Source organism: Mucilaginibacter sp. 320_HR (assembly GCF_059691875.1).
The window spans coordinates 156,365-173,031 of the sequence record NZ_JCAWAI010000001.1; the positions used below are offsets into that span (position 1 = coordinate 156,365).

Here is a 16,667-nt window from a genome sequence, read left to right on the forward strand (position 1 = left end):
AAAACCCAAATGAGTTTAGAACAAACATGGCGTTGGTACGGCCCTAATGATCCGGTATCGTTGGAAGACATTAAACAAGCTGGCGCTACCGGCATTGTTACTGCATTGCACCACATACCTAACGGCGAAGTATGGCCGGTTGAAGAAATACAAAAGCGTAAACAAATTATTGAAGAAGCGGACCTGTACTGGTCGGTTGTGGAAAGCGTACCTGTACACGAGGATATAAAAAAGCGCAAAGGCAATTACGAGCATTACATTGACAACTATAAAGCCTCGTTGCTTAACCTGGGCCAATGCGGGATTGATATTGTTTGTTACAATTTTATGCCCGTGCTGGACTGGACACGTACCGATCTGGATTATCCTATGCCTGATGGCTCAACCGCGTTAAGGTTTGATATGGTTGCATTCGCGGCATTTGATATTCATCTGCTGAAGCGCGCCGGAGCGGAAGAAAGCTATCCGGAGATCATCAGAGATAAAGCCGGCGAGTATTTTGATGCACTTTCAGCAGCAGAGGCTGAGCTGCTAGTGAAAAACATTATAGCAGGTTTACCCGGTGCCGAAGAAGGTTACACCATACAGGAATTTGCCGATGTGCTGGCCACTTACAAGGGCATAGATGCAGCAGCCTTAAAGGCCAACCTGGCTTACTTTTTACAGCAGGTGGTCCCCGCCGCAGAACAGGCCGGAGTGCTGATGTGCATCCATCCGGACGATCCGCCTTATGATATACTTGGTTTACCGCGCGTGGTAAGTAACCAGCAAGACATTCTGGACTTATACAATGCTTTTCATAGTAGGCATAACGGTTTAACTTTTTGCACCGGATCTTTTGGTGTGATAGCTAGCAACGACCTGCCGGCAATGGTAAAGCGCCTCGGCGACCGTATCCACTTTATACACCTGCGCAGCACTAAACGCGATGAGTTGGGTAACTTCCACGAGGCAGACCATCTGGCTGGGGATGTGGATATGTACGAAGTAATGAAAGCTTTGCTGGAAGAACAGCAAAAGCGCACTGCGAGTGGCAGAAAAGACACCCGAATGCCTTTCCGCCCGGATCATGGTCATAAGATGCTGGATGATCTGCATAAAAAAACGAACCCTGGCTACTCTGCTATAGGTCGTTTACGCGGCCTTGCCGAACTGCGCGGGTTGGAACTCGGTATTAAAAAAGCATTTAACTTCTAATTTCGGTATGAAGAAACTGGTTGCCATTTTCTCTTTGTTAATAGCATTTGTTGCTCAGCTGAACTCAGCTCAGGCGCAACGTACTATAATTAATTTGGATAAAGGCTGGCAGTTCGCTAAAGGAGCATATGGTTCGCCGTCTGAAAAAGCTTCAATGGTTTCTTTGCCACACACGTGGAACGCGAAAGACGTAATGGATGACGAGCCCGGTTACTATCGCGGCCCGGCAGTTTATACAAAACAGGTGCTTATTCCGGCAGCGGATAAAGGCGGTCAGGTTTACCTGTACATCAATGGCGCAAACCAAGCGGCAGACATTTACCTGAATGGCGAAAAAATAGCTGCCCACGCCGGAGGGTACACGCGCTTTAATGTAAACCTTAGCAAATACTTGAAGTATGGCCAGCAGAACGAACTGGCTATTGCTGTAGATAATGCTTACAACCAGAACATCCCGCCGCTTACTGCCGACTTCACTTTTTTTGGCGGGTTATACCGCGATGTCTATCTCGTAAAAACAAACACCACGCATTTCAATACAGACTTTGCTGCAGATGGTGTTTTCATCACCACGCCAAATGTTTCCGCAGAAAAGGCAGCGGTAAAGGTAACCGGTAAGGTCACCTCGATACAAACAAGTAAATTTTTGTTAAGCACAGTAGTGCTCGACAAAACAGGCAAAAAGGTAGCTCAAAAAAGTGTGGAAATTGAGGGAAATGGATCAGAGAATTCCTTTGAAACGGAACTGCCGGAAATTGCGGCCCCGCATTTATGGACACCCGAACACCCCTACCTATATAAGGTGGTATCTACTATAACCGATGCAAAAACCGGGAAGGTGCTGGACAAAGTAACCGAACCTTTGGGCCTGCGCTGGTATAAGTTTGATGGCGAAAAAGGTTTTTTCCTCAACGGTAAGCCATACAAATTGATGGGAGTAAGCCGCCACCAGGACTATGAAGGCCTTGGTAACGCGCTTACGGCTAAATACCACGTGCGCGATGTGGCTATGATTAAGAAAATGGGCGGTAACTTTTTGCGCGTAGCCCATTATCCGCAGGATAAAAAAGTACTTGATGCATGCGACAGCCTGGGCATATTAGCATCAGTAGAGATACCGGTAGTAAATGCCATTACCGAAACGCCGGAATTTACGCAAAACAGCAAAAACATGCTGATGGAGATGATTAAACAAAACTTTAATCATCCGAGCATCGTGATCTGGGCTTACATGAACGAGGTTTTGCTCCGGCCAAAGTTTAGTAACGACAAGCCCCGTCAGCAAGAATATTTTAAGAACGTACGACTGCTGGCGGCACAATTGGATAGCGTGGCGCGTAAAGAAGACCCGGCGCGGTACACCATGATAGCATGCCACGGAGATTACAAGCGCTATAAACAAGCCGGCATTGTTGATGTCCCAATGCTAATAGGTTGGAACTTATACCAGGGATGGTATGGCGGAAAAACAGAAGATTTTGGAAAATTCCTTGACAAATTTCACGGTGATTATCCGAAATTACCTATGCTGATCACCGAGTATGGTGCCGATGCGGATTCAAGGATACGGTCGTTAACACCAGAACGTTTTGACAAAAGCATTGATTACGCCATAGATTTTCACAAGGTTTATCTGGATGCTATAATGACCCGCCCTTTTGTTAGCGCTGGAATAATATGGAACCTCGCAGATTTCAGTTCTGAAGAACGGGCGGAAACTACGCCGCATATCAACTCAAAAGGCTTGCTTACTCAAAACCGTACGCCGAAAGATGTTTACTTTTTATATCAGGCGAATCTTCTTAAAACACCTTTTATAAAGATATCTAACTGGAATACCAGGGTGGGGCTTGCGGATAGCTTAAATCCCAGGATCTCCACACAATTAGTAAAGGTTTTTACCAATCAAAAAACTGTTTTGCTTAAGCTAAACGGCAAACCGCTTGGTACAAAAACCGCTGAGAATGGTATAACAAGCTGGAACGTGCCTTTTGTAAATGGCGCCAATCAGCTAGCTGCAACTTCTCCTTTTGGTAGTAAAGCAATCCGCGACGATGCAGCTGTAAAGTTTAACCTTTTACCAGCCAATCTGAAACAGCAAAAGTTAAAAGCTGTAAATATCAATGCATTGCTGGGGTCAAAAAGATTTTTCAACTCGTCAACGGAAACGGAGTGGATACCAGCGCCCATGTATACCAAAGGAGGCTTTGGCTACACAGGAGGGGCTCCGTTCAAACTTCCCGGAAATGGCCGGGTAGGTTACGGTACCGATCGCAACATAAATAAAACTTCAGATGACCCTATTTATCAAACGCAACAAGTTGGTATAAAGTCATTTAAAATGGATGTGCCTGACGGTAATTATCAGCTTACACTCCACGTTGCCGAACTAACTACCAACAAAAAAACGGAAGCTTTAGCTTACAATTTGGATAATGCGGATAAAGGAAGCCGCCTTGAGGACAGGGTATTTACTGTTGAAGTGAATGGCAGGGCAGTACTCCAAAATTTTTCAATTGCCGGTAAGTATGGTCCGCTGACTGCAGGAGCAGAAAAATTTACAGTCATTGCTTCAGGCGGCAAAGGTATTAACATTGTATTTGTACCTGTAAAGGGCGAACCGGTTTTAAACGCCTTACAACTCACCGCCAGGTAACTTAAACTCACCTCTATAACAGCTTTTTATGTTTTTTCCTTGGCTATCGTCTTACTTTAGCCAGTCAGTGATAGGCGCTATTATGCTGTAAACAAGCTATATGCTCCCTTTGTAATCACCCCTCATGCATAAACTTGCTCTTAAATAACGTAATATACATTTGTATAGTTCAACCTTAACCATCTCGCATTTTTGCATCGCACTTTAAGCGATAATCTTGTTTCCTGCTTTGGCATAGTTGAAATTACCGCCTTTAACTTAAGCCTTTACTGTAAATAGCCCAACGCAAAACTTACACTAATGTGGCCAGGCATTTAAATAGGATCATGAGATGAAAATTTGTTAAAATATCAGCTTTAAATGTAAAGTCGCAGGCAGAATTTATCAACAACAAACCTGCAAAAAGCTTGATTAAGCTGTTTAATGCAGTTAATCTACTCCCATTATTTTCATTTGCGTATTAAGCAAAAAAAAACAGGCATTAAAACAGCAGTTTTATAAGCGTTTTTTCATCAAAAAAGCGGTTTTAATATGGTTTTTATACAGTAATGAAAGGTCATCAAAATAGTTGATTTTTTTTCATTTTTTTTCTTGTGAAGCAAGCGTATTGCTGTGTCAGGCAAATTAAAAGCATTTGTACATAAACCCTGCATAAACAGCTATTTACGCTGTTTATGGCTTGTGATTAAAGCGTATCACAAAATTAATAACTGTCTTATTATCAGTTGTTTATCTATTGCATTTTATAGCCTTCCTACGTTACATTTACAGTTCCAATTACCAGTATTTAACCAATTAAAAACCGGAACTAAGCATGATGTAGTGAACTCCAGATCGCAGGTATCTGCACACGCAAAAATCAACAAACCAGGTTTGTTGATTTGACCATCCGCAGCTGAAATGCTGCTTAGTAAATCAGGAAACAATAATGATAGATTATGAAAAGAAAACTTACTTTAATTATTGCTCTGCTCCTTACAACTTTCACGGTGTCCTTTGCGCAGGAACTTACCGTAAAAGGTGTGATAAGGGATAGTAAGGGCGTTACAATTCCCGGTGTTACCGTAAAAAATAAGACAACGGGCACGGGGGTAATGAGCGATGTGAACGGCGCTTATACCATAAGCGTAGCCGGCAACGGTACGCTTGTATTCAGCTTTATAGGTTACACCACCCAGGAGGTACAAGTTAACGGGCGCACAACCGTGGACGTTACCCTGGCAGATAACAACAAGCAACTTGATGAAGTGGTGGTAATTGGTTACGGTACCCGTGCTCAAAAAGATGTTACCGGTGCCATTACCAGTGTTAAAGCCGAAAAGTTTGAGAATGATAACCCCACCAGCGTAACAGATGTTATAAGGGGGTCTGTTCCCGGTATATCAGTTGGGCTCAACACATCTGCCAAAGGCGGCGGTGTAGGCGATCTGCAGGTACGCGGCCAGGCTAGTTTATCTGGTAACGTGCGCCCGCTAATTGTACTGGACGGGGTTATTTACTTCGGTGACCTTGCCGACGTAAACCCAAATGACATTGACAGGGTAGACGTACTTCGCGACCCTAGTGCGCTTGCCGTTTATGGTGCCCAGGCAGCAGGCGGTGTGGTTGCAATTACTACTAAAAAAGGTAAAAAAGGTGGTTCAGTAGTTACCCTGAATGGTAACGTTGGTATTGCGCAGTTGCTGCAAAATCAACCGTACTACCAGGGCGAAGACTTCCTCAAATGGAGGGCCGATGTGCAGCGCAGCGCCAACTCATCTAACCCATCTTATTATTACAGCGACCCACGTGCATTACCTAGCGGCGTAACATTAGACCAGTTCCTGAACGGTGCCACAGGTGATCCGGTGACCATCTATTTACAGCGTTTAGGCTTATTTGGTAATGAGATAACCAACTACCAGAACGGCAAGGTAACCGACTGGTCTAAACTGATCTTCAGAAACGGTCTGCGCCAGGATTACACAGCGAGCTTGTCAGGTCGTGGTGATAACGTTAGCTACTACTTCTCAGGTAACTTCACCAACAACCAGAACCTGATCAAAGGCGGCGATTACAACAATACCCGTTTCCGTGTGAATTTGGAAGGGAAAGCTGCAAAGTTCCTTACCATAGGGGTGAACGCGCAATACGCAGTTCGTGATGAAAGTCATTCTGCAAATCCTTTCGGTCTTTCAGGTTACGACCTTAACGAGGCCGACTGGGGACAGATCATCAACTCTTCGCCTTATGGTGACGTATACAAACCAGATGGCAGTTTAACCAGGATAGACACCGACGACAGCGGCCTCAACCAGCGTAACCCTTTCCTGGGTAGTGTATACAACCAAAATGTTAATACACAGAATGTGCTGTTCGCAACACTGTTTACCAGGGTCGATCTGCCTTTCGGCTTCAAATACACCCTCAACTTTTCGCCACAGTTCGATTCTTATAAGAACTTCTTTTTCAGGCCGGGAGCTAACCCGAATGAGATACCAGTGAACGGCCTTACCGGTACGGCTTACCGTTCAATGGAGCAGCGCTACAGGTACAACCTGGATAACATCCTTACCTGGACCAAAACGTTCGGTATCCATTCATTTGACGCAACCTTCCTGCTTAACAAGGAAAAGTACCAAACCTGGTATACCCGTACCAACAACTCGCAGTTTGCCCCAACTGACGTTTTGGGCTATCATAACATAGGTGCTGGTACCCTGCCTGTAGAAAGCAGTGACGACCGCGTTTACAACGCCGACGCGATAATGGGCCGCATTAATTATACCTTGCTAAGCCGCTATAATTTCACGTTCACAGCACGCCGCGACGGCTTTTCGCCATTTGGTTTGAAACAGCCGCGCCAGGCTTATTATGATGGTGCAGTAGCATGGACGTTTAGCGATGAAAGCTTCTTTAAGACGGATGCATTTAAATGGCTGAACTTTGGTAAGCTTCGTTTCGGCTATGGCTCTAACGGTAACCGTTTACAAAGCGGTACTGCCGATCCAAGCCTTGCTTTGGCTATCATTAACAGCGCTAAATATCCAACAGTTAGCTCATCAGGTGTGCTTAACAACAACAACGTTATTTGGGTAGCATCATTACAAAATAATGATCTTACCTGGGAGCGCACAACCGGCCCTAACCTTGGTTTAGACTTTGCTATACTTGACAATCGCATCAGCGGATCAGTAGATGTATATGATCGCAAAACCACCGGCCTGATTGTGAGCCGTTCTTTACCAAGGATAGCGGGCTTAACCAATTCAAGTGTATTAACAAACATTGGTTCACTTAAAAATAGAGGTATAGAAGTACTGTTAGATGGAAAGGTGATGAAGAGCCGCAACTTTAACTGGAACGCTACCGCTACCTTCTACATGAACCGCAATAAGTTGGAACACCTTTACGGCGATGCAACTGTAACGGATGCAAGCGGAAACTCAGTAACCGTGCCCGAGAAAGATGACATTGGTAACGGCTGGTTCATCGGCCGCGATGTAAACGTAGTTTGGGATTACAAAATACTAGGCGTTTGGCAAACACCGGAAGCTAACGAAGCTGCAAAATATGGAGCTAAGCCGGGAGACTTTAAATTGCAGGACATGAACGGCGATTTTAAGTTCACCAACGATGATAAGGTATTTCTGGGTTCTACCACGCCTAAGTTTACATGGTCATTACGTAACGACTTCAACTTCCTTAAACATTTCGATTTCTCGTTTATGGTTGTATCAAGCATTGGCCAGCTAAGGCAGTTTAACCAGGCTACCAACAACGCAGGTAGCGTTGGCTACGGCCGCATGAACTCCTACGTGTTGCCTTACTGGACTCCGGAGAACCCTATTAATGATTACGCAAGATTGAATTCAGGCTCATCAGGTACAACTATAAACGTATGGCGCAAAGCTTCATTTGCAAGGTTGCAAACTGTTTCGTTGGGTTACACATTTAGTCCGCAACTCATCAAGCGTGCAGGAATGGCGAGCGCCAAGTTGTTCGTGAATGCCACCAACCTGGCTGTAGCTTCTAATTGGCCAATATGGGATCCGCAAAATGGAGGTCCTACGCCTCGTTTCCTGTCTGCGGGTTTTAACGTGACTTTCTAACCGATTAAGTGATTAAATATGAAAAAGATTAATAAAAATATAATTGCCGCGCTTGCATTGGCTTCGATGATTGCCGCCGGTGGATGTACCAAACGGAGTGAACTGGTGCCGGAAGCGCCGTCAAAGTTTACACCGGGTAATACATTAAACAGTCCTGCAGCTTTCAGAGCTGCGTTGCTTAACCTGAATAATAATGCCAGGATAGAGTTTTTCGGTGACGCTGCGCCAATGCTTACCGAATCTATCTTTACGGATGCTGCCGTAGAAGGAACAACAGATAAAACCACACCGGCACAGGATCTTAATTCAAGAATAACGCCTACAGCTAACCTGAACAGCGATGACTACAACAAGATAGGTCGTTATTGGGAAATCTGGTGGCAGGGCGTACACGATGCAAACGTGATTATTTCACGAATTGATGATGTAACCTGGTCATCACCGGATGAAAAGGACAAGGTTTTAGCAGCAGCTTATTTCCACCGCGCTTACAGGTACTATCGCCTGGTGCACGAGTTTGGAGATGTACCGCTGGTGTTGAAAGAAGAAAATACGGTTAATACCAGCTACTACAGCACTCAGCGTATGGTCATTCTTAAAAAAATGAAGGAAGACCTTGACTTTGCCGTAACCAAACTGGTAGACAACGGGAACAAGGGCGAGCCCACCAAAGGCGCTGCAGGTCACTTGCTTGCAAAAATAGATCTTGCTTTAGGTTTATTTGACGAGGCAATAGCGGCATGTAATATAGCAATTAACGGCCCGTATGCTTTAATGACCAACCGTTTTGGCGTGGTTGCCAGCGACGCGTCTAAAAACGTTGTTTGGGACCTTCACCGCCCCGAGAATAAAGCTATTGCAGCCAACACTGAAGCGCTTTATATTGTAGTCGACCGCGAGTCGCTTGAAGGCGCTACCACTAACGGATCGCAGGTGATGCGTAACTGTGTGCCGATGTGGCATAACGGTACGATTCTGACGCCGGGTGCTTTAAAGCCGGGTATTTCAGACAAGATTACTGAGGAATTCCCACTTACATTGTGGTATGGACGTGGTATTGGCCGCTTGCGCGGTACGCCTTATGCTACCAAATACATCTGGAACGATAACACCGACCTGCGCCACGCCAAAGGCATGTGGATGGACATGACCGACTTGGTTTACAACAACCCGGCGATTAAAACGTCTGACCCTACCTGGTATGGTAAAAAGCTGGAGCAATACACCGCAGATAACGTAAACAAACGTTTCCTGAACGGTGCTAAGGATACCATCCGGGCGTGGTTTGGCTGGCCGCACTACAAAGTGTTCATAGGTTCTGGTCCTACAGCTGTAGATAAATGGTGGAGCCCGCCACGCGGCACCAACACCGATTGGTACGTGTTCCGCCTGGCAGAGACCTACCTGCTGCGCGCCGAAGCTTACTGGTGGAAAGGGCAGAACGCCCAGGCTATGGACGATATTAACAAAGTGCGTGCCCGTGCAAAGGCACAGCCGCTTACCGATGCAAGTGCCGTTAATATTGGCACCATACTGGATGAGCGCCAGCGCGAACTGTACTGGGAAGAGCCGCGTAAAACCGAGCTTACCCGTATGGCCTTCATATTTGCGCAAACAGGTAAAGCTGCGTACAATGGTAAGTCGTATAATGTGGCCTCGTTCTCTACCAATAACTTCTTTTACGACAGGATTATGGAAAAGAACGATTTCTACAAGAACCCCAATGTGATAACCAACTCAGGTAACCATTACACTATATCGCCGTATCACGTGCTGTGGCCAATACCGCAAAACGATATAGACCTGAACATAAACGGTCACATCAATCAGAACAAAGGCTACGCCGGATCTGAAAGCAACATTGCGCCGTTAGATAAGGTACAATAAATACAGTCCCCCAAACCTTTCACCAGCCGGGTAAGCGTAAGCTTGCCCGGCTTTTTTATGTGCCAGGGTGCAGCCAAAAAGTAACGGTTGCATCAATAACGAGTGCTTAGTATATTATTAACTTTGATGTTTAATTAAACGCGCCGGGAGTAAACCTTCTGCCGTTAATTTAATTCCTACTTTTACTTAAACCGGCAACAAGCTTTAACTATACACAATGGCCAGCAAAAGCGTTAAGCAACAACCCAAAATAAAACCCGAAACCTCTCCCAAGTCAGAAGAAGGGTCCTCTAAAACAAAAAAGAGCAGGTCGTTTCCTATTGTAGCCATAGGCGGCTCGGCTGGTGCGTTCCCTTCGTTTGAGAAGTTCTTTACGCATATGCCTGCCGATAGCGGAATGGCATTTGTGATTATCATCCACCTGGACCCCGACCATAAAGGGCAGGTTGCCGAACTGATACAAAAATTTACCAGCATGCCGGTACTGGAGGCCTATGATGGTATTGCCGTAGAACAGGATAAGGTTTACATTATACCGCCCAATAAAGATATGGGCATACACAACCGCAAACTGCTGCTATTGGCCCCAAGCAAGCCTAATGGTTACCGCCAGCCTATAGATTACTTTTTGCAGAGCCTTGCCGATGATCAGTGGAACCGCGCCGTTGGTATCATCTTCTCGGGGATGGGGTCTGACGGTGAGACGGGCATCCGCATGATAAAGGAAAAACTGGGGATGGCCATGGCGCAGGACCCGAATACCGCGCAGTACAACAGCATGCCGCTGGCTGCTATAAGCACCAATCTGGTAGATTATGTGCTGTCGCCCGAGGAAATGCCGCTTAAGCTGATCCAGTACCTTAACCACCCGGTACTTACCGAAGAGGCAAGCGACCAGGTACGCACCGCCATACAAAACTCCAACTCTATACAAAAAATACTGATGCTGCTGCGATCGCAAACCGGGCACGATTTTTCTCTTTATAAAAAGAGCACCATCACCCGCCGTATCGACCGCAGGATAGCCTACCACCAGCTGCCGGATTATATTAGCTACGTTGGTTTCCTGAGAGAGAACCCGCCCGAAATAGATGTTTTATTTAACGAGTTGCTGATAGGGGTTACCAAATTTTTCAGGGATGCGCCGGCATTTGAGTCGCTTAAGAACAAGATGTGCGCGCTCATCAAACATAAAAAGCACGGAGATTCCTTACGGGTTTGGATAGCCGGCTGCTCCACCGGCGAGGAGGCTTACTCCGCAGCAATGCTGCTGATTGAATGCCTGGAGGACATGAAGAAAAAAGAGTGGCCCAAAATACAACTGTTTGCTACCGACCTGGATGCCGAAGCTATTGACCATGCGCGCAACGGCGTTTACTTTGATAATATAGTGGCAGATGTGTCTGAACAAAGGCTCGAGAAGTTCTTTACCAAGCGTGATAATACTTACCAGGTAAAAAAGGAACTGCGGGACATGATCGTTTTCGCACAGCATAATTTAATAAAGGACGCGCCCTTTACCCGGCTGGACCTGCTTTGCTGCCGCAACGTAATGATATACCTTACTACCGAGCTGCAAAAAAAGATCATCCCTATATTCCACTACGCGCTTAATCCTAACGCCATAATGTTTATGGGCCCTGCCGAAACCATCGGCGGCTTTACAGATATGTTTGTATCAACAGACCCCAAGTGGAAGCTGTACGAACGCAAGGATGGCAACCCGCTGATGTGGAAAATGATAGATTTTCCGTTCCATGTAGCTAAACAATATCCGCTTATCTCCAATAAAATGGATGACCCCGAAAAGCTGGCCAGCAAAAGCTCAGTAGCCGACACCTTTAACCGCATACTGCTCGAGAAATTTACGCCATCATCTGTACTGGTGAACGATAAGGGCGATATTTTGTACACCAACGGCAAAACCGGCAAGTTTTTAGAGCTGCCGAACGGCGAGGCTGCTATGAACATACATAAAATGGCCCGCGAAGAACTGCGGTATGTAGTAGGCAACCTTATTCACCAGGCCCGTGCACAAAAGGAGCACGCGAGCATAAACGATATAAAACTAAAAGAGGGTAACCAGGTACGGCTCATCAACCTTAAAGCCATGCTGCTGGAAGAAACAAGGCTGCAGGGCCTTGTACTGGTTATTTTCGAAGATAAAGGGTTGGTCAATAAACCGTCCCGGTCTAAAAAGACCAGCGAGCAGCCATCAGGTATTGTCGAGGAGTTGGAAAAAGAACTGGTATACACCAAGCAGCAGCTTAACAGCACTATAGAACAGATGGAAACATCGCTGGAGGAGCTAAAGTCTACCAACGAAGAGCTGCAAAGCACCAACGAAGAATTGCAGAGCACTAACGAAGAATCGCTCACTACAAAAGAGGAAATGCAGTCCCTTAACGAGGAGCTGATGACCATAAACATGCAGTACCAGGCCAAGGCAGAGGAGCTTACCCGCATGAACAACGACATGAAGAACCTGCTGGACTCTACCGAGATCGGTACCATCTTCCTGGATAACAACCTGGATATTTTGAGGTACACCCCGCAGGTACGCAAGCTGTTTAACCTTATCCCTACAGATGTTGGCCGGCCAATAGTACACGTTGTATCAAACTTTGATAACGTTACGCTGGAGAATGATATTAAAGAAGTGATAGAAAAGCTTACCAACAAAGAGATAGAGGTAAAAACCAAAACTGATGAATGGTACCGGGTACGTATAATGCCTTACCGTACGCTGGACAACTTTATATCCGGCGCGGTGCTAACCTTCACGCTCATTACCAATTATAAACAGCTGGAGTATAAACTGAAAACCCTTAGCCGCTATGCTGATGACGTTGTTAATGTAGTCACTGATGCTGTAATACAGTTAGACGGCGACTATAACGTAAAAGTAGTGAATAAAGCATTTCTGGACACCTTTTCTATGGCGGCGCAAGATGTAAAAGGCCACGACTTTATTGCAATATTATCTGCCTACACTAAAACAGACAAGGTGGTGAAAATGTTAAGTAAAAGCCAAAAGACACAGACACCCGAAACTGCTCAGGTTACCTTACAGGGCAGCGTTAACGGGAAATACAAGTTCACAGCCGTTCCCCTGCGCGATTTGAAAACGGACGCACCGTCGCTTACATTATTAACAATAACTAAAGAACAGGATTGAAGCCCAAATCAGGCATATCAAATAACATGTTACCCGGTCGGCTGAGAGATATGGCTGAGCAGGCGCTGAACAGCCTTGACGCAAATAACACGGAAGAGGCGGTACATGATGTGCAGGCTATACTGCAGGAGCTGCAGGTACACCAGATAGAGCTGGAAATGCAAAACGACGAGCTGAAGCTGGCCAACGAAGAGTTGGAATTGCAGCAGCTAAGGTTCTCCAGCATTTACAACCTTGCGCCTATAGGGTACTTTATCCTTAACAGCTCGGGCATAGTTACCGATGTTAATAATGCGGGTATAACATTGCTGGAAACCGGCAAAATGTGGCTTACCTCTAAGCGGCTGATACAATTTGTTGTACCAGCGCATACAGACATTTTTTATCGCTTTTACCATAATATGTTTGTAAGCCAGACGCGTGAAAGCTGCCAGCTTACCATGCGCTCGCAAACTGGGCGTGAATTTCATGCGCAGCTGGAGGGTATCGCTATAAAGCCGGCCTTGGGCGAACAGGCACAGTACTACGTAGCTGTTATTGATATAAACGAAAGTGTAGAAGCCAGGCAGAACCTTGCCGAAACAAGGGATAGGTTGCAGCTTTCGCTGGAGGCATCAGCGGCGGGTACCTGGGAGCTCGACCTGGAAACTATGGAGTTTTACCTGGACGAGTTTAACCGTAACATTTTAAGCGGAATGTACGGTAACGGCTTTGATCGGGGATACAAAACATTCATCAACATATTGCACCCCGACGACAGGAAAATGGTTGACAACTGCTTCCGCAACTCAATTAATTTTGATAAGGAGATTGATGTAGTAACCCGCATTATAAATAATGAGGGGAGGTTATCTTACGCCAGTATACGGGGCCATGTCATACATAATTTTGGAGACGCTAAACGGCTGGCCGGTATCATTATAGATATAACCGAAAAACGCAGGATAGAAGAGGAGACCGTTAAACTAAAGCATGACCAGCAAAATGCCATAAGCCTGGCCACCCTTGCCGCCGAGGAGAACGAGCGCAGGCGCATCAGCGATTCGCTGCACGACAGTGTAAGCCAGCTGTTGTACGGAATAAAGATAAAGCTTGGCTTGCTAAATGCAGGGCGGCCGCTTAGTAACGAGCAGCAGGACATAAATTTGCTGATAGACCAGGCAATTGCAGAAACCAGAAACATTTCATTTGAGCTTGCGCCATCTATTTTAACAGACTTTGGGTTGCCGGCCACTATAGAGGAGCTGGCCAAGCGCCTGTCATCATCCAAAATGCATATTCAAACCCGGGCTACCGGTTTTCATCAGCGGCCTGACATTGTACTGGAGACCAGCATCTTCCGTATTATACAGGAATTGCTAAACAACTGCATGAAACACTCGGGCGCCAGCCAGGTTAAAATAGAAATAAAGAAAAATAAACAAATAAAAATAGACGTAAAAGACAACGGAGTAGGCTTTAGGTATAAAGAGAATGAGAGAGCGGTATCCGGGTCGGGGTTAAGCAGTATCAAGAACCGGGTAAACCTGTACAATGGTAAGCTGGAGGTACAGTCGGCCCCGGGCAAAGGTACCGCTGTAAATATCACCCTTAATTTTTAAGCTACCCGGGAGAGACCATAGATAAATGGAACCAGAAAGAATAGTTGTTATAGGGACATCTGCCGGTGGTATTAAGGCAGTGAACCAGTTGATGGAGAAATTCCCGGCCGATTTGCCGGTTGCGATATTTGTGGTGATACACATGTCTAAACATTCGCAGGCCCATGTAATAAAAGAACAGTTGCAAAAAAGCACTGCATATACCTGCCGGGTACCTACAGATGGCGAGCAGATACAAGCCGGCCATTTATATATAAGCCCGGCAGATGTGCACATGCTGGTAAAACAGGGCGAAGTGAGGTTAGTGCTGGGGCCGCATGAAAACCGCTGGCGCCCCTCTATTGATGTGCTTTTCCGCTCGGCGGCAGTTGCCTACGCCGGCCGCACTATCGGCATTATATTAACTGGCTTGCTGGATGACGGTACCTCGGGCCTGGGGGCTATAAAGCGCAGTGGCGGTATAGGCATTGTGCAGGAGCCAGCTGAGGCCGAGTATGATGATATGCCGGTAAGTGCCATAAGCAATGTGGAGGTAGACAACCAGGTGTTGTTAGAAGATATGGGCTACATAGTGGCCGATATGGTGGCCAAGCCGGTTAAAGATTTGCCAATACCAGAGGACGTGAAAATTGAAGCCAATATAACTGAGCGTATGGCAAGCAAAATTACCGACATGGAAAAGATTGGCACCCATAGCAACTTCACCTGCCCTGATTGCGGCGGTGGCCTATGGCGGATAAAGAACGATAACTTCCCCAGGTACAGGTGCCACACCGGCCACGTATATACCGAGGCGGCGCTTATGCAAAGGCAGGCCGAAAACATGGAGGAATCTATATGGGTATCTATACGGATGCTGGAGGAGCGGCGTAACCTGCTGCTGGGCATCGTCTGGCGGGAAGAAAACGAGAATACCGGCAAGCAATATGCTGATTACAAAGTTAGGGCCGAAGAGTTGAGCATACATATAGAACGCCTAAAAGGCCTGCTTATATCTATGACCAGGACCGAATCGGATGACGAGGGGCATTTATAGTCACTGACAATTAAATAATATTAGTAGCCGGCCCTCTTAATTGTTGTAGAACGAATTTCAGAGTATTAAAATGATCAACATTATACTTGCAGAAGACCATAATATTGTAAGAAACGGCATAAAGTCTCTATTGGAGAAAGAACAGGACCTTATCATTGCCGGTGAGGCGGTTAACGGCCGGCAGGTTATAGATTTGCTTAACAATGGCACAAAAGCAGACGTTATACTCGCAGATATGAATATGCCCGAAATGGGAGGGCTTGAGTTAACGGAACACATAAAAAAGAACTACCCGGCAGTTAAAGTAATTATGTTAACCGCGCTGGATCATGAGAAATATGTAATTAAGGCTTTCCAGGCAAGCGCCAGTGGTTATATGCTTAAAAATGTAAGCGCTGCGGAACTTATATTTTCTATAAAACACGTGTGTGATGGCAACCAGTACATTTGCTCAGAACTGTCTACAAAGTTTTTAAAACGACTGCTTACCATACCCGACCCTGCATCGTTGCAGCCCATGCATGATATAGACCTTTCTCCTAAAGAAATTGAGATACTTGGGCTGATTACCGAAGGATACACCAACCAGGAAATAGCCGACAAGATTTTTGCAAGTAAACGGACAATAGAAAGCCAGCGACAAGCCCTGATAGATAAGACCGGTTCCCGCAATACCGCCGCACTCGTGAGGTACGCAATAATTAATGGAATAGTAAATTAGCTCTCAAAAACATTAATATTTAGGTATAATTTTATATTAATAATTAATTTTTGTGGTAAAATTTAGGGTGTTTACGTATAAATACGCTCTTAGTAAAAATCCTCTGCTGTAAATTTGTACTATAAATTTATAGTTAATAGCCCCAATGCCTTCTATGTTCCAACGGTTAAACAGCCCGGTAGCTGCTTACCTGCAATCTGCGTTGTTATATCCATCCCTTTGTAAAAATAAAGGTACATGCTGTAAGGTGATAATCACCTTAAAACAGTGTGCAGCCTGAAATTGTTAAGGAGCAATAGA

General features: G+C 45.7%; 8 protein-coding genes. All 8 read left to right on the plus strand.

Annotated elements, in window-relative coordinates; translation table 11 throughout:
- Positions 1-9: 9 nt before the first annotated feature.
- The 8 genes from uxuA (at position 10) to AC59GT_RS00670 (ending at position 16,367) form a co-directional block, all read left to right on the plus strand.
- A complete protein-coding gene (uxuA, locus tag AC59GT_RS00635; RefSeq protein WP_497235842.1) occupies positions 10-1,197 on the plus strand; it encodes a mannonate dehydratase in 1,188 nt (395 codons plus the stop codon).
- A gap of 7 nt (positions 1,198-1,204) precedes the next feature.
- Positions 1,205-3,853: a glycoside hydrolase family 2 TIM barrel-domain containing protein gene (locus AC59GT_RS00640; protein WP_497235843.1), complete on the plus strand. Its 2,649-nt coding sequence runs from the start codon at positions 1,205-1,207 to the stop codon at positions 3,851-3,853.
- Positions 3,854-4,791: 938 nt separating this feature from the next.
- A complete protein-coding gene (locus AC59GT_RS00645; RefSeq protein ID WP_497235844.1) occupies positions 4,792-7,944 on the plus strand; it encodes a SusC/RagA family TonB-linked outer membrane protein in 3,153 nt (1,050 codons plus the stop codon).
- An 18-nt stretch (positions 7,945-7,962) separates the two neighbouring features.
- On the plus strand, positions 7,963-9,831 hold the full coding sequence (locus tag AC59GT_RS00650) for a RagB/SusD family nutrient uptake outer membrane protein (protein ID WP_497235845.1): 1,869 nt from the start codon (positions 7,963-7,965) through the stop codon (positions 9,829-9,831).
- A gap of 217 nt (positions 9,832-10,048) precedes the next feature.
- Entirely contained in the window at positions 10,049-13,009 is a 2,961-nt protein-coding gene (locus tag AC59GT_RS00655) for a CheR family methyltransferase (protein WP_497235846.1), read from the plus strand.
- A complete protein-coding gene (locus AC59GT_RS00660) occupies positions 13,006-14,610 on the plus strand; it encodes a PAS domain-containing sensor histidine kinase (RefSeq protein WP_497235847.1) in 1,605 nt (534 codons plus the stop codon). The genes AC59GT_RS00655 and AC59GT_RS00660 overlap by 4 nt, the downstream gene beginning before the upstream one ends.
- A 25-nt stretch (positions 14,611-14,635) precedes the next feature.
- Positions 14,636-15,646: a chemotaxis protein CheB gene (locus tag AC59GT_RS00665; RefSeq protein ID WP_497235848.1), complete on the plus strand. Its 1,011-nt coding sequence runs from the start codon at positions 14,636-14,638 to the stop codon at positions 15,644-15,646.
- Between the two features lie 70 nt (positions 15,647-15,716).
- On the plus strand, positions 15,717-16,367 hold the full coding sequence (locus tag AC59GT_RS00670) for a response regulator (protein WP_497235849.1): 651 nt from the start codon (positions 15,717-15,719) through the stop codon (positions 16,365-16,367).
- Positions 16,368-16,667 lie beyond the last annotated feature (300 nt).

Bases quoted from the DNA above. Each gene is read 5' to 3' on its own strand.
- AC59GT_RS00670 (WP_497235849.1), top strand. From the start codon at position 15,717: ATGATCAACATTATACTTGCAGAAGACCATAATATTGTAAGAAACGGC.
- AC59GT_RS00665 (WP_497235848.1), top strand. From the start codon at position 14,636: ATGGAACCAGAAAGAATAGTTGTTATAGGGACATCTGCCGGTGGTATT.
- AC59GT_RS00640 (WP_497235843.1), top strand. From the start codon at position 1,205: ATGAAGAAACTGGTTGCCATTTTCTCTTTGTTAATAGCATTTGTTGCT.
- AC59GT_RS00655 (WP_497235846.1), top strand. From the start codon at position 10,049: ATGGCCAGCAAAAGCGTTAAGCAACAACCCAAAATAAAACCCGAAACC.
- AC59GT_RS00645 (WP_497235844.1), top strand. From the start codon at position 4,792: ATGAAAAGAAAACTTACTTTAATTATTGCTCTGCTCCTTACAACTTTC.
- AC59GT_RS00650 (WP_497235845.1), top strand. From the start codon at position 7,963: ATGAAAAAGATTAATAAAAATATAATTGCCGCGCTTGCATTGGCTTCG.
- uxuA (WP_497235842.1), top strand. From the start codon at position 10: ATGAGTTTAGAACAAACATGGCGTTGGTACGGCCCTAATGATCCGGTA.